General features: G+C 39.0%; 22 protein-coding genes and 1 other annotated feature. Of the genes, 7 read left to right on the top strand and 15 right to left on the bottom strand.

Annotation, left to right across the window (positions count from 1 at the left end):
• Nucleotides 1-115: 115 nt before the first annotated feature.
• From B5473_RS10265 to B5473_RS10250, 4 genes are all read right to left on the bottom strand, one after another.
• The gene (locus B5473_RS10265) at nt 116-1,000 is read right to left on the bottom strand and encodes an RluA family pseudouridine synthase (protein WP_079524782.1); all 885 of its coding nucleotides are present in this window, start codon (nt 998-1,000) and stop codon (nt 116-118) included.
• A gap of 11 nt (nt 1,001-1,011) precedes the next feature.
• Nucleotides 1,012-1,806 carry an NAD kinase gene (locus B5473_RS10260; protein WP_079524781.1) on the bottom strand — a complete coding sequence of 265 codons (795 nt, stop codon included), beginning with the start codon at nt 1,804-1,806 and terminating at the stop codon, nt 1,012-1,014.
• Nucleotides 1,806-2,483: a GTP pyrophosphokinase gene (locus B5473_RS10255; RefSeq protein WP_079524780.1), complete on the bottom strand. Its 678-nt coding sequence runs from the start codon at nt 2,481-2,483 to the stop codon at nt 1,806-1,808. Before B5473_RS10255 ends, B5473_RS10260 begins: the two co-directional genes overlap by 1 nt.
• Before the next feature lie 155 nt (nt 2,484-2,638).
• Entirely contained in the window at nt 2,639-3,085 is a 447-nt protein-coding gene (locus B5473_RS10250; protein ID WP_254865291.1) for a UPF0738 family protein, read from the bottom strand.
• A 105-nt stretch (nt 3,086-3,190) separates the two neighbouring features.
• Here B5473_RS10250 and B5473_RS10245 point away from each other — a divergent pair, with 105 nt between their 5' ends.
• The 4 genes from B5473_RS10245 to B5473_RS10230 all read left to right on the top strand — a co-directional run bounded on the left by B5473_RS10245 (nt 3,191) and on the right by B5473_RS10230 (nt 6,106).
• Nucleotides 3,191-3,778: a CYTH domain-containing protein gene (locus B5473_RS10245; RefSeq protein ID WP_079524779.1), complete on the top strand. Its 588-nt coding sequence runs from the start codon at nt 3,191-3,193 to the stop codon at nt 3,776-3,778.
• An 8-nt stretch (nt 3,779-3,786) separates the two neighbouring features.
• On the top strand, nt 3,787-4,569 hold the full coding sequence (locus tag B5473_RS21095) for a lytic transglycosylase domain-containing protein (protein ID WP_079524778.1): 783 nt from the start codon (nt 3,787-3,789) through the stop codon (nt 4,567-4,569).
• A gap of 320 nt (nt 4,570-4,889) precedes the next feature.
• Nucleotides 4,890-5,288, top strand: a complete 399-nt coding sequence (locus tag B5473_RS10235; RefSeq protein ID WP_008403570.1) for a globin domain-containing protein — start codon at nt 4,890-4,892, stop codon at nt 5,286-5,288.
• Entirely contained in the window at nt 5,285-6,106 is an 822-nt protein-coding gene (locus B5473_RS10230; protein ID WP_079524777.1) for a DsbA family protein, read from the top strand. Before B5473_RS10235 ends, B5473_RS10230 begins: the two co-directional genes overlap by 4 nt.
• Before the next feature lie 843 nt (nt 6,107-6,949).
• Here B5473_RS10230 and pepF read toward each other — a convergent pair.
• The 5 genes from pepF to spxA all read right to left on the bottom strand — a co-directional run bounded on the left by pepF (nt 6,950) and on the right by spxA (nt 11,634).
• Nucleotides 6,950-8,758: an oligoendopeptidase F gene (pepF, locus tag B5473_RS10220; protein WP_079524775.1), complete on the bottom strand. Its 1,809-nt coding sequence runs from the start codon at nt 8,756-8,758 to the stop codon at nt 6,950-6,952.
• A 54-nt stretch (nt 8,759-8,812) separates the two neighbouring features.
• Nucleotides 8,813-9,940, bottom strand: a complete 1,128-nt coding sequence (locus B5473_RS10215; RefSeq protein ID WP_176142067.1) for a competence protein CoiA — start codon at nt 9,938-9,940, stop codon at nt 8,813-8,815.
• Nucleotides 9,941-10,025: 85 nt separating this feature from the next.
• A complete protein-coding gene (locus B5473_RS21090; protein WP_303047315.1) occupies nt 10,026-10,154 on the bottom strand; it encodes a hypothetical protein in 129 nt (42 codons plus the stop codon).
• 114 nt (nt 10,155-10,268) lie between these two features.
• Nucleotides 10,269-10,922, bottom strand: coding sequence for an adaptor protein MecA (gene mecA / locus B5473_RS10210; RefSeq protein WP_079524773.1), 654 nt, complete (start codon nt 10,920-10,922; stop codon nt 10,269-10,271).
• A gap of 313 nt (nt 10,923-11,235) precedes the next feature.
• On the bottom strand, nt 11,236-11,634 hold the full coding sequence (gene spxA, locus B5473_RS10205) for a transcriptional regulator SpxA (RefSeq protein ID WP_008403575.1): 399 nt from the start codon (nt 11,632-11,634) through the stop codon (nt 11,236-11,238).
• Nucleotides 11,635-12,101: 467 nt separating this feature from the next.
• Nucleotides 12,102-12,318, top strand: a binding site (T-box leader).
• A gap of 63 nt (nt 12,319-12,381) precedes the next feature.
• On the opposite strand from spxA, the gene trpS reads away from it, so the two are divergent.
• Nucleotides 12,382-13,371, top strand: coding sequence for a tryptophan--tRNA ligase (gene trpS, locus B5473_RS10200; protein WP_079524772.1), 990 nt, complete (start codon nt 12,382-12,384; stop codon nt 13,369-13,371).
• Here trpS and B5473_RS10195 read toward each other — a convergent pair.
• From B5473_RS10195 to B5473_RS10185, 3 genes are all read right to left on the bottom strand, one after another.
• Nucleotides 13,325-13,543 (bottom strand): hypothetical protein, encoded by a 219-nt coding sequence (locus tag B5473_RS10195; protein WP_079524771.1) that lies wholly within the window; start codon nt 13,541-13,543, stop codon nt 13,325-13,327. The two genes, trpS and B5473_RS10195, sit on opposite strands and share 47 nt — an antisense overlap.
• 76 nt (nt 13,544-13,619) lie before the next feature.
• Complete coding sequence (gene fabF, locus B5473_RS10190; protein ID WP_079524770.1) at nt 13,620-14,861, bottom strand: beta-ketoacyl-ACP synthase II; 1,242 nt, start codon at nt 14,859-14,861, stop codon at nt 13,620-13,622.
• A gap of 152 nt (nt 14,862-15,013) precedes the next feature.
• Nucleotides 15,014-15,949 (bottom strand): beta-ketoacyl-ACP synthase III, encoded by a 936-nt coding sequence (locus B5473_RS10185; protein WP_079524769.1) that lies wholly within the window; start codon nt 15,947-15,949, stop codon nt 15,014-15,016.
• 439 nt (nt 15,950-16,388) lie between these two features.
• Between B5473_RS10185 and B5473_RS10180 the strand changes: the two genes are divergently transcribed.
• Nucleotides 16,389-16,586: a YjzD family protein gene (locus tag B5473_RS10180; protein ID WP_008403579.1), complete on the top strand. Its 198-nt coding sequence runs from the start codon at nt 16,389-16,391 to the stop codon at nt 16,584-16,586.
• Between the two features lie 298 nt (nt 16,587-16,884).
• On the opposite strand, the gene B5473_RS10170 is transcribed toward B5473_RS10180, so the two are convergent.
• The 3 genes from B5473_RS10170 to B5473_RS10160 form a co-directional block, all read right to left on the bottom strand.
• Nucleotides 16,885-19,014, bottom strand: a complete 2,130-nt coding sequence (locus tag B5473_RS10170; protein ID WP_079524767.1) for an ATP-dependent Clp protease ATP-binding subunit — start codon at nt 19,012-19,014, stop codon at nt 16,885-16,887.
• Nucleotides 19,015-19,187: 173 nt separating this feature from the next.
• Nucleotides 19,188-19,496 carry a metal-sulfur cluster assembly factor gene (locus tag B5473_RS10165; RefSeq protein ID WP_303047331.1) on the bottom strand — a complete coding sequence of 103 codons (309 nt, stop codon included), beginning with the start codon at nt 19,494-19,496 and terminating at the stop codon, nt 19,188-19,190.
• Nucleotides 19,497-19,557: 61 nt separating this feature from the next.
• Entirely contained in the window at nt 19,558-20,322 is a 765-nt protein-coding gene (locus B5473_RS10160; RefSeq protein WP_254865290.1) for a dienelactone hydrolase family protein, read from the bottom strand.
• A 102-nt stretch (nt 20,323-20,424) separates the two neighbouring features.
• Here B5473_RS10160 and B5473_RS10155 point away from each other — a divergent pair, with 102 nt between their 5' ends.
• A complete protein-coding gene (locus B5473_RS10155) occupies nt 20,425-21,231 on the top strand; it encodes a Cof-type HAD-IIB family hydrolase (protein WP_079524764.1) in 807 nt (268 codons plus the stop codon).
• The last annotated feature ends 39 nt before the right edge of the window (nt 21,232-21,270 follow it).

Here is a 21,270-nt window from a genome sequence, read left to right as displayed (position 1 = left end):
TTATTTTTTTCGTCGTTCAATAATTTGACTAATGACTTCCGTAAATTCCTTCTCAACAGTATATTCCCAATTTCCCCAAAAATAAAAGATGCCAATGAAATCTTGGCATCTTGCATTAGTTAATCAATGTAGAAATCTTTTCCGGCAGCTTGCTTTCAAAGTGTACTCTTTCTTTCGTTAACGGATGTTCAAATTCAATGTAGCGGCAATGGAGTGCCTGGCGGTCAATTAATGTATGATTGCCTCCATATAATTCATCCCCTACTAATGGGTGGCCGATATAAGCCATATGAACACGTATTTGATGAGTTCTTCCCGTATGAAGTTTCAGGCGAATATGTGTCATATTATTTTTACGGGTCAGCACAGTTACATCCGTATGGGCAAATTGGCCGTCCGGACGTACTTCCCGTTCAATAATGCTCGTATCCTTCCGTCCGATCGGAGCGATGATGGATTGCTGAGCTTGTTCAATTATACCTTCTGCAACTGCTTCATATTCACGGTGAATTTGTCCCTTTTTTTGCTGTTCACTCATTAAATGATGAATATGACGATGTTTCGCTATAAGCATCAGCCCGGATGTATCGCGGTCAAGTCTTGTCACGATATGAACAGTAGAAGCAAGCTGCTGCTGTTCGAAATAGCCATATACAAAGTTTGCAAGCGAATTATTCGGGTGTTCCCGAGAAGGGATCGAGCTCATGAAGGCCGGTTTGTCGACTAGGAGTACTGCCTCGTCTTCATAAATAACAGCTAATTCTCCTTGTACCGGAATCAGTCCTTCACTTGCTTCTTCTACCGGGAAAATAATCGATACAACATCGCCTTTTGCCAAACGATATCGTACATTTCTTTCTTCTCCGTTAACCAAAAGTGCCCCACCACCAAATTTAATGGCGGTCAATGCACGCTTTGAAATGCCCCAGTGAGCAATTGCATCACGCAACAGCTCCTGATCGACTGTATTGATAAATTGTAATTGAAATCGTTTATCCATATACCCTCATTCTATTCATTCGAGATAAATGAATCGTGCACACGTTCCCAAAACGGGAATGGTCTGAAACGTGCAAAACGCACTTTTTCATTTGCCACATTAAAAGTAATCGATTTTACATCGGTTTCCGTCATGCTAATATGATCGACCGTCATATTAAATTGCTGCTCATGTACAGGTTTTAGTACACAGTTATGATGTGCCGGCAATACTAAAGATGATCCGACCGTCCGGAACACACGGTTATTGATCGATGCCATTTCTGTTATTTGCAAAGCCTGCAATGTCGGGTGAATAATCGCTCCGCCAAGTGCTTTATTGTATGCTGTACTGCCAGACGGTGTCGAAATACATAAACCGTCACCACGGAAGCGCTCAAAATGCTCGCCGTTTAGCTCCACATCCATTACAAGCGTTACGTCCGGCGATTTAATCGTTGCTTCATTCAATGCCAGAAACGTACTGGATTCGGAATGCTGGCGATGAACCTGCACTTCCAATAACGGGTATTCCACGACATTGTATTCCTTTTTGGCAATCGACAATACTAACTTTTCTAGCTCTGAAGGTTTCCAATCGGCATAAAAACCTAAATGGCCTGTATGGATTCCGACAAAAGCTGTTTTATCCAAACGGTGCAAATAGCGGTGGAAAGCATGCAATAATGTTCCATCGCCGCCAATCGAAAGAACAATTTCCGGCTCTTGTTCATCAAATTGTAAACCGAAATCAATTAAATAAGATTTTGCGAGCTCCATCAATTCGTTTGATTGGTCATCTCTGCGTGATTGAATTGAAAACTTCATTATTTGTCACGCTCCTCTTTGTCAGTTGACTTATGGATAGCTGTATTCGTTGCTTCTTTTACTTCACTGAAATATGCCTGTGCCTCTTGAATTTCACTTCTAATTGAGGACATTTCTTCATCTAATCGGAATGCTGCTTCGGCGGCGCTTTGCAATCGATTTTTTATTTCTTCAGGGAAAATCCCTTTATACTTGTAGTTCATGGAATGCTCAATTGATGCCCAGAAGTTCATCGCCAATGTACGAATTTGAATTTCTGCCACGACAACGATGCGACCTTGAATCGTTTCAACCGGATACTCAATAATCATATGGTGTGAACGATAGCCACTCGGTTTACTATGTGTAATATAATCTTTTTCCTCGATAACTTTCAAATCATTACGTTGACGGATCAGCTCGGTTACTGTTGCAATATCATCAACGAACTGACACATAATCCGTACACCAGCGATATCTTGCAATTCATTTCCTAAACGCGCAGTCGGTTCGAATGGTATCCCTTTATCAAGCGATTTGTCATATATACTAGCAAGTGGTTTTACACGACCTGTAACAAATTCAATTGGCGAATTGGCACTCATAATACCAAATTGCGAACGCATCCCTTTTAATTTTATTTTAAGTTCATCCACAGCTTGTCGATATGGACTCAAAAATACTTCCCACTGCCCCAATTTAAAAACCCCCCAACTAGAAATAGTTCATACCTGTCACACTATTTCATCAACACGTTGTTTCAAACAATTATACTTCTTGTAGACGAGAAATACACATTTCACACCTAAATCAAGTGAAATGACTGTTTTTCTTGTAATAATTAAGTTTAATGCTATTTATTCAAGAATTCGGCAAATGCCTTTTCGATATTATCAACAAATTGCTCTCCATAGTTGCTGTTGCCTTCAATATTATAAAGCAATCCTTGTAATTCATCAGCAAATTGTTGAAGCGGCAGCAGCCCATCTTCCACTTTCAAGTATGCTTTTTGCTCTGCCAATAACATTTGTAATAGTTGCGGCCATACATTTTTTGAAAAGCTTATATAACTGTATGCCTCATTTTCTTCTATGATATAAAGAAACGCCTCATTATCCGAGTCGACGATAACTTGCCCTGTCGATTGCAATTGGCTAAGTTGTTTCTTTTCATTTAAAATAAAATAGATTTCATTATGTACTACTTCAACATGATCAATTAAATATACGTTTCGCAATGAATTAATCTCCTTTTTCTTTTCATCACCGGAAATTGTCGGATGATAAAATTGATGATTCATCTACCCTTCACATTTTACCATAGGACACTCATTTGGTGCAGAAACGTTTAACTTCTTTCAGCCAATGGATTTAATTGAAAACTATTATTAAAAAGGACGATGAAAATGACACAGCAAATTGAAATAGAATTTAAGAATATACTAACAAAATTACAGTATGAACAGCTTCTTGAAACATTCTCCATTAAAAGCGAACAAATCATTCGCCAAGTGAACCACTACTTTGATACAAAAGAAAACCATTTAAAACAAATTCACAGTGCCCTTCGAATTCGTGTCGTGGAAGATTCGATTGAATTTACGTTAAAAGAGAAAGCTTCCAAACACCAGCATCTAGAAACGACAGATTATTTAACACGTGAGGAAGCAGATCGTATGCTGGCCGGTGATGGAGTGCCCCCATATTCTGTAAGCGAAAGGCTGGAGCTATTTAATATTCCCGTTGACGATTTACACTTATATGGAACATTGACGACCGACCGTGTGGAACTCCCATACAAAGGCGGTTTGCTCGTGTTTGACCATTCTTTCTATTTGCACTGCGACGATTATGAGGTAGAATATGAGACACATGATGAAGCAGTCGGAAAAGAAATTTTCTCCGAATTTTTGGCACATCATGAAATTAAGCCACAGCCTGCGCAAAAGAAAATTGTGCGCTTTATGACGGCTTTAAACAATCAGAAAGGCTAGGTGCTGTGATGGATATTTCATCAATGAAAACATTGCTTGAACTTCAGGCAATGCAGAATTTAAATACATCCAATCAGTCAAGCTCAAGTGTATTATCATCATCCACGTCGACTCTGTTTTCCGACTTAATGAGCGACATTTTAAACGGACAATCTTTATCAAGTTCGCTAAATGGACTTGGTGATGTGAACACTTTCCAGCAGTTAATGGATTCCGAACAAACTTCTAATTCGCAGCAGCAAAACTCGGCTGCTCAAAACTATATCGCATCATTTTTGTTGAATAATTCATCGAACTTAACGAATTTACCGGGTACATTCAATGGCCTATCAGCAAATAATGAAACATCCACAATTGAACAGTATATGACGGATTTTACTAGAAAGACCGATGTAGAAAATTTCTTTGCCGGTGCTGAGACTTATCAGGCAGAAATTACCGCTGCCGCTAAGAAATACAATTTGCCCGAAAAACTGATTACTTCTGTTATTAAACAGGAGTCGAACTTTAATGCGTCTGCTACTAGCGCTGCCGGTGCATCCGGGTTAATGCAGCTCATGCCAGCAACTGCGCGCTATTTAGGGGTGTCTGACCGCTTTGACCCTGCACAAAATATTATGGGCGGTGCAAAATATTTACGCCAAATGCTCGACCAGTTTGACAATAATGTGGAAACAGCGCTTGCTGCGTACAATGCAGGTCCTGGAAATGTAAGAAAATATGGGGGTATCCCACCTTTCCAGGAAACTCAAAACTATGTCAAAAAAATAATGAACTTTATGAATGTGTAAATTTTTAATAAATACCGGTGAACGTACAGTGGAAATTTGAAGACGAAAGCCAAAAGGAATTTAAGATTTAATTTTTTATGCTCCTGAAATGCTCTAATTTGGATTAGTTGGAAATTCGATGTGAACACCTATTACATCAACATTTCCACCGTGATGTTAATAGGTGTGAAATGCCCTTCAACTTTTTTGGCGGGGCACTTTATTTGTTAAAATGGCCCTACGTTGCTAGAATGATTGTATCGCCTAAATGAAATTTACATTACTTACATGACATTCATATTTCATATACTGGCAAAGAAAGACACAAAGGAGTATAACTAATGAATCGAAAATATACGATTCCTTATGAGGAACTCGGTGCTGAAAAGCTTTCTGAATTAATTAACGCGTTCTACTCTCGAGTGGCGAAGCATCCTTTATTAATTCCTATTTTTCCTGAAGATCTGACGGAAACAATTCGTAAACAAATACAATTCCAAACGCAGTATCTTGGGGGGCCTAACCTTTTCTCGGAAGAACATGGCCATCCGATGATGCGTGCGAGACATATGCATTTTAAAATTACACCCGATCGTGCCCAGGCATGGCTTGAATGTATGGCAGAGGCGATGGACGAAGTGGGCTTGGACGGTAAATTCCGTGAAGTTTACTATAAGCGTCTCGTTATGACTGCTCACCATATGGTCAACGCCCCAAATGATGAGGAGGGATTTGAGTGAATAATGTCCAACTTTTACAGCAACCTGTAGCACCATCTACATGTAATAAACCGATTGAGCTTTATATTTTTATTGACCCTCTTTGCGAAAAAGCATTATCCCTACAAACGACAATGCGTAAACTGCAAGTAGAATACGGTCATTACTTTACATGTCGATATGTCCTTAGTACGGAACTCGCTGCTCTAAACAGCATGACGAGCCGGATGAAAGGCTGTGTTTCCGGAGCGGAATTGGATATTACACATCCAGCATTACCTTCAATTGCAATTAAAGCGGCCGAACTTCAAGGAAAGCGTGCAGGTTTCCGCTATTTAAACAAAGTTCAGGAAGTAGCAACACTAAATACACGCAACATCAATTCACACGCGACATTAATTGAAATCGCACAGCAAGTCAATCTCGATATGGATGAGTTCGTGTCCGACTTTGGTTCAAAAGAAGCAGCTCGTGCTTTCCAATGCGATTTATACTTAACTCGTGAAATGGAAGTTGAAGAAATTCCAAGCATCGTATTTTTCAATGAATGCATTGAAGATGAAGGCCTGAAAGTAAGCGGTTCTTATAATTATGAAGTTTACGAGCATATTTTAGCAGAATTGCTAGGAGAAGAATTAATTCGCCAACCAGTTCCCGCATTAGACGAGTTATTCGATCGATTCAGCACCCTTACAACAGCTGAAGTAGCCGAGATCTATTCGATCAATGAACAACTGGCAGAACGCGAATTAAAGAAACGTATGCTACAGCAAAAAGTAGAACGTATCATGACTGATGAAATTACACTTTGGCGTGCAAAAGAACGTACGACCTACTAAATAATTTATAAAACGCACTTATACAATATTTTCACCAGCTATGCATTCATGCAGGCTGGTTTTTTTAATGTTTTCTGTAGGAATTTGGAATTCAATAAGTATAATAGAGTTTTTAGATGATATGAGGATAGACATAGGTAAATTTGCCCCTGTGTTCGTTCAGGCGGTCGTGAAAGGAGAACTTGCTAGCCTAAGTCAGATGGAATGCGGAAGCTATTGTGAGGGATTTAGAGGCGTTTTGGATGAAGTGCAGTAATCTTTATTTTATTCGCCGTTTGGATTAGAAAAGTAGAAGTTTTTAGGGGAAAAGTAGAACCTTTTGAGGTGAAAGTAGAACGTTTTTTCTAGTATGTAGAAACTTTTCATCGGAATGTAGAACACTTCCCTGATTAAGTAGAACGCCCTCCCCCATTAAACCAGAATACACGAATAATGGAGAACAAAAACAAAAGAGGCGCCTTATTCTCGAGAAATAAGACGCCTCTTTTTCACAAAGGGGATGGGAGAAATGTTCACGTTCAAACAAAGGGGTGTATGTTTGTTATGTGATTTATTTCACGAGTATTACTCTATCATGGAATAATATTTCTTGCAATGAATCTTTCACAATTTCACAAATTCGTCATATAGTAAGCGTTTCCATTTGAAGAAAAGAGGTTTAAAATAAAATGTCATAAATTTGTGTTTAATTCCCCAACTCAAACGCCGATATATCAACATTCTTTAAGTTTTCACTTCTAACAGCTTCTCCTAAAACCTTATCTTCATCCACAACAAAATCGAAGTAAATTTCCATTTTTCAAGCAAAAAACGCACCTGAAACAGATGCGTTTTCACAAACCATTAATTATTTAATAATAATTTTTCCAGCTCTTCTAACTTCTCTTCGAATACTTTACATGCCAATGCGATCGGTTCCGGAGACTCCATATCTACACCTGCAGCTTTTAATACTTCGATTGGGAAGTCCGAGCAGCCTGCTTTTAGGAAGTTGTTAATATAACGCTCAACTGCCGGTTCGCCTTCTTCTAGAATTTGTTTAGATAATGCTGTCGCCGCTGATTGACCTGTTGCGTACTGATATACGTAATAGTTGTAGTAGAAGTGTGGAATACGTGCCCATTCCAGACCGATTTCCTCGTCTACTGTCATTGCATCACCAAAGTATTGTTTGTTTAGATCGTAATAAATTGATGTTAATTTTTCCGATGTGATCGATTCGCCTTTTGCATCTAATTCGTGAATCATATGCTCAAACTCAGCGAACATTGTTTGACGGAATACTGTACCGCGGAAACCGTCCAACCATTGATTTAATAAATAGATTTTTTGCTTATCATCATCTAATGTTTTCATTAAGTGATCAAATAATAGTTCTTCGTTACACGTTGAAGCCACTTCTGCAACGAAAATTGAGTAATCCGCATATTGATACGGCTGGTTCGCACGTGAATAATAACTGTGCATCGAGTGACCGAATTCATGTGCCAGTGTATAAAGGTTATTTACATTATTTTGCCAGTTCATTAACACATACGGATTTGTACCGAACGTTCCAGAAGAGTATGCACCACTGCGTTTCCCTTTGTTTTCAAGCACGTCTACCCAACGGCTTTCCAGACCTTTTTGAACGATTTCCTGATATTCTTTACCAAGTGGTGCAAAGCTTTCTACCATCGTTTTCTTCGCTTCGTCATATGTTACTTCCATTTTCACTTCTTTAACAAGCGGCGTAAACAGATCGTACATATGCAGTTCATCGACACCTAGCACTTTTTTGCGAAGCTCTACATAACGGTGCAATGCCGGTAAATAGTCATGGATTGTTGAAACAAGCTGGTCATACACTTTTTCAGGAATGAAGTTATTGCTAAGTGCAGCATGGCGCGCTGAATCGTAATTACGAACTTTTGCATTAGCATTATGCGCTTTTACATTCCCGGCTAAAGTTGTCGCAAATGTATTTTTATATTGGCCGTAAGTTTTGTAAACGGCTTTAAATGCTGCCTCACGTACTTCGCGATTGTCGCTTTCAAGCATTGTAATATAGTTACCGTGTGTAATTTGTACTTCTTCTCCATCTTCCCCTATAATTTTCGGGAATTCCAAATCTGCGTTGTTTAAAGCGCTGAATGTTTTACCAGCTGTCGATGTCACTTCAGAAAATTGTGCCAGCAACTCTTCTTTTTCAGCAGATAAAATATGAGGACGGCCCAAATTCAGTTCTTTTAGGCTTTGTTCATATAATGAAAGTGGTTCATAGCTTTCCACATAGCTATTTAATGTCGCTTCATCCAACGCTAAAATTTCAGGCGTAATAAATGACCATGCTGCTCCTGCATTTGTAAGAACAGAGCGAATACGACCATCAAGATCCTGATATTTGCTATTCGTAGTATCCTGATCATGCTTCAAATGAGAATATACGTATAACTTGCTCAGACGTTCGTATAATGCATCGCTGAACTGCAAAGTATTGTATAAGCTCTCTGCACTATCCGCTACTTTCCCTTTATAATCCGAAGCTTTTTTTGATAATTGTTCTACTTCTTTAAGCTCAGCTTCCCAAGCTTCATCGGATTCAAAAATTGTTGTTAAATCCCATGTTAATTGCTCAGGTACTTCTTCACGCGTTAAAATTTGCTTTGCCATTTATTTGCCTCCTACTATTCCGAAATTCGAAATTATAAATCTATTTAAACAATTTCAACATCCAAATGCAACCAATTCGTCGTACAGAACATTAAAAAGTTGTTCCTCGGTTATATTTTCACCCAGTTGCTCAATATTGAGATGTCTTAAAATTGCTAAATAATGTTCCACCGCTGCTTTCCGCTCATCCGTCAGCTCCAATTTACTCCATTTAAAAAAATAGGGAATTGCACGTTCATTCATCGTTTTAGGAGTGAGCGCATGGTAGTCCATAAAATGAAAAAACCCTACTTGCCATTCTATACAAAACTGATTAAAAGCATGCGTATTGCACACAGGAATCCCTAAAAAAATCGGTAAATCCGTCATCGTTAGCCTTAATTCATAAATTGAACGGAAAAATTGATCGTTAACCCCTTTTTTGCTTAATAGGAGACGGGGATGGATATAGTATTCCCGATATTTCCTATAGTTTTTCAGGAGCAGATGAAATTGGGATTTTGATATTTTTTCTGGAACTAAGAGCGGAAAACGTTGTTGACTGAGAGGCAATTTTTTAACAACAGCAAAATACTGCAATTTATGAAGATGGATTAAATTGCTAATATAGTAGAAGGTTTTGCTTTTTACATCATAGGTGATGAGGAATTTCTGTTTTTTATACTGTTGTATAAATTGAGTGTTTGTATGATTGATTGAAACTTTTAAGATACCGGTACCTTTGAATTTATCGGGAGTATGCAAAATCCATATCGGCGTTATATTTGCATGCAAATATCCGCTTGTACGCTGTTGAAAAGATGGTTTCGCGATTGGACTGCACTGAAATTCGACTGCATATTGACGATTTTTAAATGTGAGGAGAAGATCCGGTCGCTGTTGAAGCTGCGGTAAATACGGTTCAAGTACTGTACGTAGCTGAAGGTTCGAAAAATGGTGGAAGAGTTGTTGTTTCCCAAGGAGATGTGCAGCAGATTCCCCTTCCGAAAACAAAGAATCGCATTCACTATTTTTTTGATGTGCAAAGTGAGGAATTTTTATTTGTCCAGCCTTTAATAAAAGCTGTTCTTTACATTGGGGGCAGAAAAAGGATTGCTGTTTTTTTAATTTTTGCAGTTCATCCAAGGGATATTTCGATGTTAAATGGAATAATTGCTGTTGTTCGGTCATTGCGACCAGCATTTGCTTCCACTCCTTTTTATCCATCTTAATGAAATACATATACATTTTTCAACTTATAAATAGTAACTATTGGAAACTGGTTTTTTCAATGGATTTCTACTTTTATCAAGTGCCGTTCTACTTTTAGGAATGAACTTTCTACTTTTCCGTCAGCTTGTTCTACTTTCGCCATGCTATGTTTTACTTTCCACGTACTATGTTCCACTTCCCCCATGCAATTTTCTACTTTTTCACTTCCAAGTTCTACTATTCCTCCTTCAGAATCGGCTTCTCCCCACCCAACATAAAAAAGCCACCTATAATCAGGTGGCTTTCGTAAACTGCTTTCCTACTCAAAATACGTAATGATTGTTTCGAAGCAGTCTTCAGCAATGATTTTCTCCGCATACTCTTCAAGGCGGTGCGCTGTAATTTTGGAAGCCGCTAAATATTCAGTACATAAAGCGATGATATTTCTCGCTTCCTGGCTTTCCAAATCTTTTAAATCTACATATAAATAGTAGTAATCCTCCCATTTATACAACACGGACTCTATTCCTAATGGTGCTGCGCGTTTTGCAAGAGGTATTAGTTCGTCAATATCTTTAAATCGGAATCGGGCGTTTTCAAGCGATTGTTCTTCTTCCTTTGCTGCTTTGCCAATCGCATTGAAGATCGATTCTTCCATTTCATTTAATTGATCTGATATATGAAGGTCATCTTCAAAGTTGCCAGCCATTGAAGAAGTTTCGGAGTCATTACCTACAGACGCGCGTGTAACAACGACTTCCAATCCACTTTCTGAAGCGTTAATATGAATCCAAATTGGACCATCTAAATCGAAATAATCATCTGTATTTATTTCACCAATGATATCCCAGAAAAGCTCTTCACCTTTTGCGCGATTGTACCAAATTTCTTCGCGTGTATAACCGCGGTCCTCGATATCACTATACGTAATAAATAATTTTAGCGTATTTTCGTTAATGCGTTCGATGTCCATTAGACCTCAACTCCCTTCACAGTCATTGTATAGAACGTCGCTTTATTTCCAAGTGGCATACAATATGGCGTTCTATTGCATCGGAACTCAGATACTTTTAAATATTAGAAGTATCTATAACTCTATTGTATGATGGATTGGATTAAAATGAAAAGGAAAAACATTATTCAGCGTAAATTATTTGAATAATTGAAATTGTATTGTACGAAACAATTTAAATCAAGTCCTTAAGGTCTCTTTCTAATATGTTCTAAAATAAAAAAAAGATGCTACAATTGCACAATATGCATCCGTAACATCATGAGCGGTATATTTAGTTAACCATGCGTTGGGCTTCTTGCAACTGGTATGCTCGTACTTTACGAGGCAGGAATCGACGAATCTCATCTTCGTTATAACCAACTTGCAGACGTTTTTCATCTAAAATAATCGGACGACGTAATAGTCCCGGATATTCCTGAATAAGCTCATATAATCGTTGTAACGGCAATGTTTCAACATCGACATTCAACTTTTGGAAAATTTTCGAACGCGTTGAGATAATTTCATCTGTACCATCTTCTGTCATTCGTAAAATCTCTTTGATTTCACTAATTGTAAGTGGCTCGGAAAAAATGTTGCGTTCTGTATATGGGATATCATGTTCCTCTAACCATGCTTTTGCTTTTCGACATGAAGTACAACTTGGTGAAGTAAATAATGTTACTAACATTGGCTCACTCCCTCTCTAATTGATTTCAATTCAATTGCTAGATGTTGCTTCCTGTTAATGTAGAAGCACAAATGTATAAGTAAAACTCAATTTAGAATTAATTTAATTTAAGATTCTGTTCCCATTATACATGAATAACCCATGTTTGAATATACAATGTCAACAAATAATTCAACTTACGTAATAAATTTTATTACGCATTTCTCTCTAATAAGCACTCTTTTTATAATTTTGTGCCATAACAAATTTTACCCGTAAAATAGCAAAATAAAACGTACTGATTTTTGATGTTTTTTCTCATTTAACAAAATGTAATTGAGAAAAAAATCAGATAATATGATGCCATTTCATATAATTTAATTATCTATTTACTACTATTTCCATTTTTTCTTCGTTTTATTCCTGTTTCTTTAAAATAAAACGATTGCTTTCTTTTCATTAGTTACGTTATAATCCTTTCAAGATTATGAAAAACAATGACGAAGAGTAGTACATTTAATAAGAATGCCTAGAGAGTCTGTGGTTGGTGCAAACAGATCATTCGTTAAATGGAATGGACTTCCGAGTTAGCTTGATGAACGTTTCTATTAGTAGTCCAGCTCGTCGCCTTCACGTTACGAAGAAAAGTGGCCAATTAAGGCAAGCTGGGTGGTACCGCGGATTTTAACATCATTCGTCCCTTCTATTTTCGAATAGAGGACGCATGATGTTTTTTTATTTTCATTTGATTTTAAGGAGGAACACCCAATGAAAACAATCTTTTCAGGTGTACAACCAACAGGAACTATTACTTTAGGGAACTATATCGGAGCGATTAAACAATTCCCTGCTCTACAGGAAAACAACAACGCCATTTATTGCATCGTGGATCAGCATGCAATTACGGTGCCGCAGGATCGCCTGGAACTGCGTAAAAATATCCGCTCATTGGCAGCGATGTATATTGCATGTGGCATTGACCCGAAAAAATCGATTTTATTTATTCAGTCGGAAGTCCCTGCCCACGCACAAGCCGGCTGGATGCTGCAATGTGTCGCTTCAATCGGTGAATTAGAGCGTATGACACAGTTCAAAGACAAATCAACAGGTAAAGAATCTGTTTCTGCGGCACTATTAACATACCCGCCTTTAATGGCTGCCGATATTCTTCTTTACAATACAGACATCGTACCGGTTGGCGAAGACCAAAAGCAGCATATCGAATTAACACGCGATTTAGCTGAGCGTTTTAATAAGCGCTACAATGACGTATTAACGATTCCTGATATTAAACTGCCGAAAGAAGGCGCTCGTATCAAGTCATTGCAAGAGCCTACGAAAAAAATGTCAAAATCAGATACGAACACAAAAGCGACAATCCGCCTGCTTGATACAGCAAAAGAAATTGAGAAGAAAATCAAATCTGCTGTAACTGATTCTGAGGGGATCGTTAAATTTGATATTGAAAACAAACCAGGAGTATCAAACTTGCTTATTATTGAATCTGCCTTATCCGGAACAGCAATTGCAGATTTAGAAGCAAAGTATGAAGGCAAAGGCTATGGTGATTTTAAAGCTGGAGTAGCACAGGCTGTTATTGACCACTTAACACCAATTCAAGAACGCTATTATGCACTTATTGACTCACCGGAACTTGATGAAATTTTGGATGAGGGTGCAGTAAAAGCGAATGCCATTGCCTCTAAAACACTTAAGAAAATGGAGAACGCGATGGGCTTAGGCCGTAAACGACGCTAATCATCCCGCCAATAGCAACAAGCAGCATATACAACTCTGCTCCATGTACAATGTACATTAATACAGCATGCCATGAATAACCGAGTGTGCGGTAATTCAAGTATAAAATCATGTTACTGATCGACATGACACTGAGCCCATAAAAAAATAAAAAAAGTACGAAACGTGTCACAAAACACCATCCTTCGTACAACTATACGAAAAACGAACGTGCGATAGAAGAAGCACGTTCGTTTTTTGTCATTTTATTAATCTGTAATTTTTTTAAACAATAAACAAGCATTATGTCCACCGAAGCCAAGTGAATTGCTTAATGCATATTCAACTTCCGCTTTGCGTGCGGCATTTGGTACATAATCCAAATCACATTCCGGATCCGGATCGTGTAAATTCATTGTCGGAGGCAAAATACCTTCCTTCAATGCAAGTACTGTAAAGATAGCCTCAATACCGCCTGCAGCACCTAATAAATGGCCTGTCATACTCTTCGTTGAGCTCATCGCCAATTTATAAGCATGGTCACCAAAAACAGTCTTAACTGCCAGTGTTTCAAATAAATCGTTATATGGTGTACTCGTACCGTGTGCATTAATGTAACCAACTCGGTCAGGCGATACTTGTGCATCATCGATTGCCATTTGCATCGCACGTGCTGCACCTTCACCGTTTGGAGCCGGTGCTGTAATATGATGGGCATCCCCAGTTGAGCCATATCCAACAACTTCACCGTAAATTTTCGCACCGCGTGCTTTTGCATGTTCATACTCTTCCAAAATTAAAATTCCTGCGCCTTCGCCAATAACGAAGCCGTCACGGTTTTTATCGAATGGACGTGATGCAGTTGCCGTGTCCGGATTTAACGATAACGCTGTGTTTGCACAGAAGCCTGCTACCGCCATAGTTACGATTGGCGCCTCTGCTCCACCTGTAATCATCACATCCGCGTCTCCACGTTCAATTACTTTAAATGCGTCACCAATCGAGTTAGTTCCCGATGCACAAGCCGTTACGGAACAAGAGTTTACCCCTTTTGCCCCCAGATAAATCGATACTTGTCCAGAAGCCATATCCGGAATCATCATCGGTACGAAGAATGGGCTAACACGGCGAACACCGCGTTCCTGGAATGTTAGAAACTGCTGTTCATGCGTTTCCATTCCGCCGATTCCAGAACCGATCCAAACACCTACGCGCGGTGCCATTTCTTCGGTAATTGTTAAGTTGGCATCTTTTGCAGCCATCATTGAAGCAGCTAATGCATAATGTGTAAAACGGTCCATCTTCCGAGCTTCTTTTCGGTCGATATAATCTTCTATATTAAAATCTCTTACTTCAGCAGCTACAGATACCGGAAACTTGCTTACATCTACACGTGTTAATGGTCCAATACCAGACTTGCCTGCAATTACATTTTCCCATGCTTGCTCTGCACTGTTTCCTACTGGCGTTACTGCACCGATTCCTGTAACAACAACTCTTCTTTTCTCCATTATTTAACACCCTTTTCTAAGTTAAGTTCTTTTCCTATTTAAAGGTTGATTTTCATTTCTGATTTGGGGCCAATACGATGTTGATCACGAATGCTTTGTCACAGGCAGTGACGATTTTAGCATTCGTTCCATCTTTCCCCACATCAACGATCTTATTTACCCCACTTTAATGCGAGCGCTCCCCATGTAAGGCCACCGCCAAAACCTACTAAAACAACGATATCATCATCTTGAATTTTCCCTGATTCCAAATCTTCAACGATTGAAATACCGATTGAAGCGGCAGATGTATTGCCGTATTTCTGGATTGTTTTCGACATTTTTTCCTCTGGTAAGTCAAGACGTTCTCTTGCAGCTTCCATAATGCGGATGTTAGCCTGATGCGGTACTAAATAATCGACATCTTCTTTCGTAAGTCCTGCTTTTTCAAGTACATTTACTGCTGATTCGCCCATTTGACGCACCGCAAATTTAAATACTTCACGACCATTCATCGCAATATGGTTTTCAGGATTTAAATAAAGATGCTTTCCGCCTGTTCCGTCAGCTCCAAGTTCGAACGCAAGAATTCCGCGCCCTTCCGAAACTTTACCTAGAACAGCCGCACTTGCACCATCCCCAAATAGGACAGCTGTGTTGCGGTCATCCCAATCCACAATTTTCGACAGTTTTTCAACACCTACTACTAATACATATTCATAATTATTGCTCTCAATAAATTGTTTTGCAATAGCCGTTCCATAAATAAATCCTGAGCATGCAGCGGAAACATCCATTGCGCCACATCCCGATATTCCAAGTCGTTCTTGAATTTGACACGCTACACTAGGAAAATTCTGATCCTGTGTAACCGTTGCAACAACGATTAGACCAATTTGATCTGGTGTTATACCTGCATTTTCAATAGCTTGCACTGCTGCTTTATATGCTAAATCCGATGTTTCTTCATTCTCAGCGATAAAACGGTTTTCAATACCTGTCCGAGAACGAATCCACTCATCTGATGTATCCAAAACTTTTTCAAAATCCTTATTTGCTATAGCTTTTTCCGGAACATATTTCCCCATCCCTATAATACCGGCATTCATATAATAGCCCCCTTGTTTTCTCATCAATCAAAAATATAACTAATTATTAGTAGTTGGTACTAATTATAGAGCATAATTATTTTTAACACAATTAAAATTTCTGGAAAAAGAGGGATTGGGGATTTATTCTTATTTTTCTCCCGATTAAAATGGCTATACTAATATGTAAAACATCGTTATAAAATTAAATGGTTGTCAGAAGTATTCGTTCGTTTCTAACGTGAACGTACAAAAACGTTCCATTTTTAGACAAACATCTTCGAGCTAATCTTCTCCTTTTCTGTCGTAATTCCTACTTAAAAAAGCAATAAATACAAGCATTTATGACAACTTGAAGAATAATTTGATTCACCCTTTTAATTTCATGAATGCTTGTGGTATGATATTGAAGATGTAATTTCACAATAACGTTATAAATAAGTTCAATGAGGTGAATTTGATGCAATATATCATTACGTTCTTTTGGTCATTCTTATTAGTTTCAATGCTAAACTATGTAGTAAGTTCTGTATTAAGTGTAGATTTTAACTTCATGAATGGCGTAATCGTATCATTAGTATTCAGCGTATTAGTTATTATTATCGCTGCAATCATTCCAAACGAATCAACTCCAGAAGCTGAAGCAGAGCATCACTAATAGATAACAAGGGGCTGTCCGGTAAAACTACTGGACAGCCCCTTGTTATTTTCGCGTATTTTTGCGGTGGCGCTGATTTTATTAGAAAACTTCCATGCAATATTAGAAGTTTTGCCCTTGATATTAGAAAAGTCGGCCCGTTTATTTGAACAGTTGCACCTCTTATTAGAACAACTGACATTTATATTAGAACTTCCGGCTTTTATTAGAACTTTTTCAATTATATTAGAACTTTAACCATCCTTATTAGAACATTTAAAAAAGCTTGTACGCATTCACGCACAAGCTTTTTTCACACTTAATTTGATTTTATAACTAACTCTTCATTTTCCAATGCGATCGATAAACTTCCACCTGCTGTAACTTCACCTTTTAACAGCTCACGGGCAACAATCGTCTCCAAATGGCGTTGGACGAAGCGTTTGAGCGGACGTGCACCAAATTGCGGGTCAATTCCGTGCTTCACAATCCAGTCTACAACTTCCGCGTCAACATATAGCATAATTTCCTGTTCTGCGACCCGATCCTGAAGCTGTTTTACATATTTCCAGGCAATTTTATGGAAGTGCTCGTTCGATAAGGCATGGAACATAATAATATCATCCATACGGTTTAACAGCTCCGGCTTAAAGTGCTGGCGTAATGCCGTTTGGACAAGCTGCTCCGCTTCTTCTGATGCTTCCAGTAAAAATTGTGAACCGATATTCGATGTCAAGATGATGACGGTATTCGTAAAGTTGACGATCCGTCCTTGGCTATCGGTAATGCGGCCATCATCGAGTACTTGCAGTAAAATATTCGCGACATCCGGATGCGCCTTTTCGATTTCATCCAGCAGCACAACGGAATATGGATTACGGCGTACCGCTTCTGTCAGCTGACCGCCTTCTTCATAGCCAATATAGCCTGGAGGAGCTCCGACTAGCCGTGATACAGAATGTTTCTCCATATACTCGCTCATATCGATACGGATAAAATGGTCTTCTGAATCGAATAGTTGCGCGGCCAACGCTTTTGCCAATTCCGTTTTTCCGACACCGGTTGGACCGAGGAACAAGAAGCTTCCGATCGGCTTATTCGGATCTTTAATACCGGAACGCGCACGCCAAACTGCTTCCGTTACATACGTTACCGCATCGTCCTGGCCGACTACCCGTTCATGCAGTGTTTCTTTTAAACGGAGCAGTTTTTCGCGTTCACCTTCAACAAGCTTAGTTACCGGAATACCTGTCCAGCGTGAAATTATTTTAGCGATTTCTTCTTCAGTCACTTCTTCACGTAGCATCCTGTTACCTTCCGACTGTTTCAACTGCAGTTCCAGTTCAGCGATTTCCTTTTCAAGCTGAGGGATTTTACTATATTGGAGCTCACTTGCCCGCGCTAAATTACTGCCTGAAATAAATAAGTCATCGCGCTCGGCTTCCATTTTTTTCAGTTCATCTTTTTTATCACGCACAATTTGCAAGCCGTTTTTCTCAAGTTCCCACTGTTCCTTCATTGATTTTATCGAAACTTCCAATGTATCAATTTCATCTGTAATAATTTCAAGACGCTTTTTGCTCGCATCATCTTTTTCTTTTTTTAGTGCCTGCTGTTCAATTTTCAGCTGAGTGAGGCGGCGTGTTAACTGATCCAGTTCCTGTGGCATTGAATCGATTTCGATGCGGATCATTGCACATGCTTCATCAACCAGATCAATTGCTTTATCCGGTAAAAAGCGGTCTGTAATATAACGGTTTGCTAATTGGGCCGCTGCAATAATCGCGCGGTCATGAATGCGTACACCACGATGATGTTCTTCAAAACGATCTTTTATTCCGCGTAAAATGGAGACCGTATCTTCAATAGAAGGTTCTCGCACCATTACTTGCTGGAAGCGGCGTTCCAATGCAGGATCTTTCTCGATATACATACGGTATTCATCCAATGTTGTTGCTCCAATACAATGCAGTTCACCGCGTGCAAGCATTGGTTTCAGCATATTTCCCGCATCCATTGCTCCGTCTGTTTTTCCTGCACCGACAATTGTATGGATCTCATCGATGAATAAAATAATACGCCCTTCTGATTCTTTCACTTGCTTTAATACGGATTTCAGCCGCTCTTCAAACTGCCCGCGATATGATGCACCGGCAATCAGTGCACTCATATCCAGTTCATAAAGCTCCGCATCTTTTAATCCTTCAGGAACATCTTGTCTTACAATCCGCTGTGCCAGCCCTTCGACAATCGCTGTTTTACCAACACCTGGCTCACCGATGAGGACCGGATTGTTTTTTGTTTTACGTGACAGAATACGAATGACGTTCCGGATTTCCTCATCTCGTCCAATAACCGGATCCATCTTACCGTTTTTTACTTGTTCAATTAAGTTACGTCCAAATTGTTCTAATGGCGGACGATTATCTTGTGTTTGGTTAAATTGCATAGAATGCACCCTTTCATTTAGTTTGACCTTTTTTGATTAATTTTATTATAAGTCAAAGTTGGTCAAACAACAAATAATTACGTCCTGTTTCCTGCACAAAGTTTCTAATAAAAAACGATCACTTTGCCTATACGCAAAATGACCGAATTTCAATTCATTTATTCACTTATTAATTAACGAATGCCTAATGCCATTTTTGCATAGCGCGACATATTGTCTTTAGACCATGCCGGTTGCCATACGATATCTACTTTTACTTCTTTTACTTCCGGTAATTCGCTAAGTGCAGTTGTTACTTGGTCAACGATAACCGGTGCAAGTGGACAGCCCATTGATGTTAATGTCATTGTAACAGTTGCTAAGCCCTCGTCTGTTAAATCCACTTCATATACTAAGCCTAAGTTGACGATATCAATCCCTAACTCAGGGTCAATTACGTTTTCCAATGCACCTAACATACTTTCTTTCATATCGTGATCAATTGCCATATTAAATTTCCCCTTTCGCCATGGTGTTATTGTTTATCATAGCAGAACGCAAGATTTATGCCAAACATTGCGCCATAAATTGCGTGACTTGCAAAATTCCGTTTCTCGAAACCGCATGCCCTGCTTTTCGTTCTGCCAAATAAGTAATATGTTCTGCTTTTTTTTCTTTTTCCAGTTGTTCAACATAATCTCGGCTCATATGATAAGGAACGACCGTATCGCGCTCACCATGCCAGAAAATAATCGGTTTGTTTGCCCATAATTCCTCATGCTGCTCCATATCGAATTTTTGCAGCATTTGAAGCAAGCCTGTCTGCTGTTCTTCAGACAACGGAAATGTTACGCCTTTTTGCTTTAAATCCTCTACTTGATGGAGAGCCAGTTTTGTATAGCTTGTCGTTCCCATGCAAATACCTGCCGTTTCAATCCATGGATAGATCGCTAAACATCCTGAAGTGACGATTCCGCCCATTGAAGTACCGGCAATTCCAACCTTGTTTCCTGCCAAGTTTTTCAGCTTCAATTCTTCATAAATAGTATGTACTTCTTCCACTGACTTTAATACAATTTTCCAGAAGTTAAAGTTCATCTGGTCTTCCGTCAATTGATTCGAGCGCTCACCATGCATTAAAGCATCCGGTAGTATAACGCGTACACCTTGTTGCACAAACTGATAAGCGTAATGTAAATTATGTTCCTTTGCGCTTAAAAAACCATGAAGAAAAATAACGACCGGTGTTTGCTCATCCATCGTTTCATCGTATACATGCAGTAATGGAATGGACTTCCATTGTTCTTTATCAACTATCAAATTTCTCACCTCTTTGTTTACATTAGCAAAAATTGGTCGATGTTTCAAAACTTTGACGAATGCTATTTTTGCACGTTACAATTATACCCAGGCTAAAGGAGGCTTACTCTTATGAACGAACATTTAATTGTATTAGATTTAGACGGCACTTTATTGACGGACGAGAAAAAGATTTCTGCGCTGACAAAGGAAACTTTGTTGAAAGCAAAAGAAGCAGGTCATCAGGTGATGATCGCGACAGGACGTCCGTATCGTGCGAGTCAGCTTTATTATCAGGAGCTGAGTTTAACAACTCCGATTGTCAATTTCAACGGAGCCCTCATCCACCACCCTAAAAATCCGATGTGGCAAACGATTCATACAACAGTCGATTTAAGTGTAGTCCATGATGTTGTAGAATCGGTTCATAAATACGAATACGACAACTTAATCGCCGAAGTATTGGATGATGTGTACCTTCACCGTGAAGATGAAGGTGTGCTTCAGTTGCTGCATATGGGTAATCCCAATATTTTAACTGGCGATCTGAAAAATACATTAAAGGAAAATCCGACAAGTTTGCTTATTCAAGCCGATGATGTCAATACACCGATTATCCGCAAGCATTTACAGGATGTTCACGCTGAACTGATCGAGCATCGTCGTTGGGGAGCTCCCTTCCCGATTATCGAAATTGTCCATAAAGGTTTAAGTAAAGCAGTAGGTATCGACTATATTGCAAAAGAAATGGGCATTCCTCGTGATCGCATTATTGCATTTGGCGATGAGGACAATGACTTGGAAATGATTGAATACGCAGGCGTTGGCGTTGCGATGAGTAACGGTATTGACGACTTGAAAACAATTGCCAATGAAATTACGCTATCGAACAACGAAGACGGCATCGGGAAATTTCTGCAGGACCGATTAAAACTGTAATAAACTATAAACAGCCTGGAAAAGCATGTTGTCTGCTTC

The sequence above is a fragment of the Solibacillus isronensis genome (assembly GCF_900168685.1).
Classification (GTDB): domain Bacteria; phylum Bacillota; class Bacilli; order Bacillales_A; family Planococcaceae; genus Solibacillus; species Solibacillus isronensis_A.
The sequence above is the reverse complement of the archived record's forward strand: the minus strand, read 5'-3'. Positions and strand labels throughout refer to the sequence as shown.

Excerpts from the sequence above, each read along its gene's own strand:
- B5473_RS10250 (WP_254865291.1), bottom strand. The coding sequence starts at position 3,085 with ATGAATCATCAATTTTATCATCCGACAATTTCCGGTGATGAAAAGAAA.
- B5473_RS10155 (WP_079524764.1), top strand. The coding sequence starts at position 20,425 with ATGAACGAACATTTAATTGTATTAGATTTAGACGGCACTTTATTGACG.
- B5473_RS10235 (WP_008403570.1), top strand. The coding sequence starts at position 4,890 with ATGAATCGAAAATATACGATTCCTTATGAGGAACTCGGTGCTGAAAAG.
- B5473_RS10180 (WP_008403579.1), top strand. The coding sequence starts at position 16,389 with ATGCAATATATCATTACGTTCTTTTGGTCATTCTTATTAGTTTCAATG.
- trpS (WP_079524772.1), top strand. The coding sequence starts at position 12,382 with ATGAAAACAATCTTTTCAGGTGTACAACCAACAGGAACTATTACTTTA.
- mecA (WP_079524773.1), bottom strand. The coding sequence starts at position 10,922 with ATGGACATCGAACGCATTAACGAAAATACGCTAAAATTATTTATTACG.
- B5473_RS10245 (WP_079524779.1), top strand. The coding sequence starts at position 3,191 with ATGACACAGCAAATTGAAATAGAATTTAAGAATATACTAACAAAATTA.
- B5473_RS10170 (WP_079524767.1), bottom strand. The coding sequence starts at position 19,014 with ATGCAATTTAACCAAACACAAGATAATCGTCCGCCATTAGAACAATTT.
- fabF (WP_079524770.1), bottom strand. The coding sequence starts at position 14,861 with ATGGAGAAAAGAAGAGTTGTTGTTACAGGAATCGGTGCAGTAACGCCA.
- B5473_RS10215 (WP_176142067.1), bottom strand. The coding sequence starts at position 9,940 with ATGCTGGTCGCAATGACCGAACAACAGCAATTATTCCATTTAACATCG.
- B5473_RS21090 (WP_303047315.1), bottom strand. The coding sequence starts at position 10,154 with ATGGGGGAAGTGGAACATAGTACGTGGAAAGTAAAACATAGCATGGCG.
- B5473_RS10265 (WP_079524782.1), bottom strand. The coding sequence starts at position 1,000 with ATGGATAAACGATTTCAATTACAATTTATCAATACAGTCGATCAGGAG.
- B5473_RS21095 (WP_079524778.1), top strand. The coding sequence starts at position 3,787 with ATGGATATTTCATCAATGAAAACATTGCTTGAACTTCAGGCAATGCAG.
- pepF (WP_079524775.1), bottom strand. The coding sequence starts at position 8,758 with ATGGCAAAGCAAATTTTAACGCGTGAAGAAGTACCTGAGCAATTAACA.
- spxA (WP_008403575.1), bottom strand. The coding sequence starts at position 11,634 with ATGTTAGTAACATTATTTACTTCACCAAGTTGTACTTCATGTCGAAAA.
- B5473_RS10185 (WP_079524769.1), bottom strand. The coding sequence starts at position 15,949 with ATGAATGCCGGTATTATAGGGATGGGGAAATATGTTCCGGAAAAAGCT.
- B5473_RS10260 (WP_079524781.1), bottom strand. The coding sequence starts at position 1,806 with ATGAAGTTTTCAATTCAATCACGCAGAGATGACCAATCAAACGAATTG.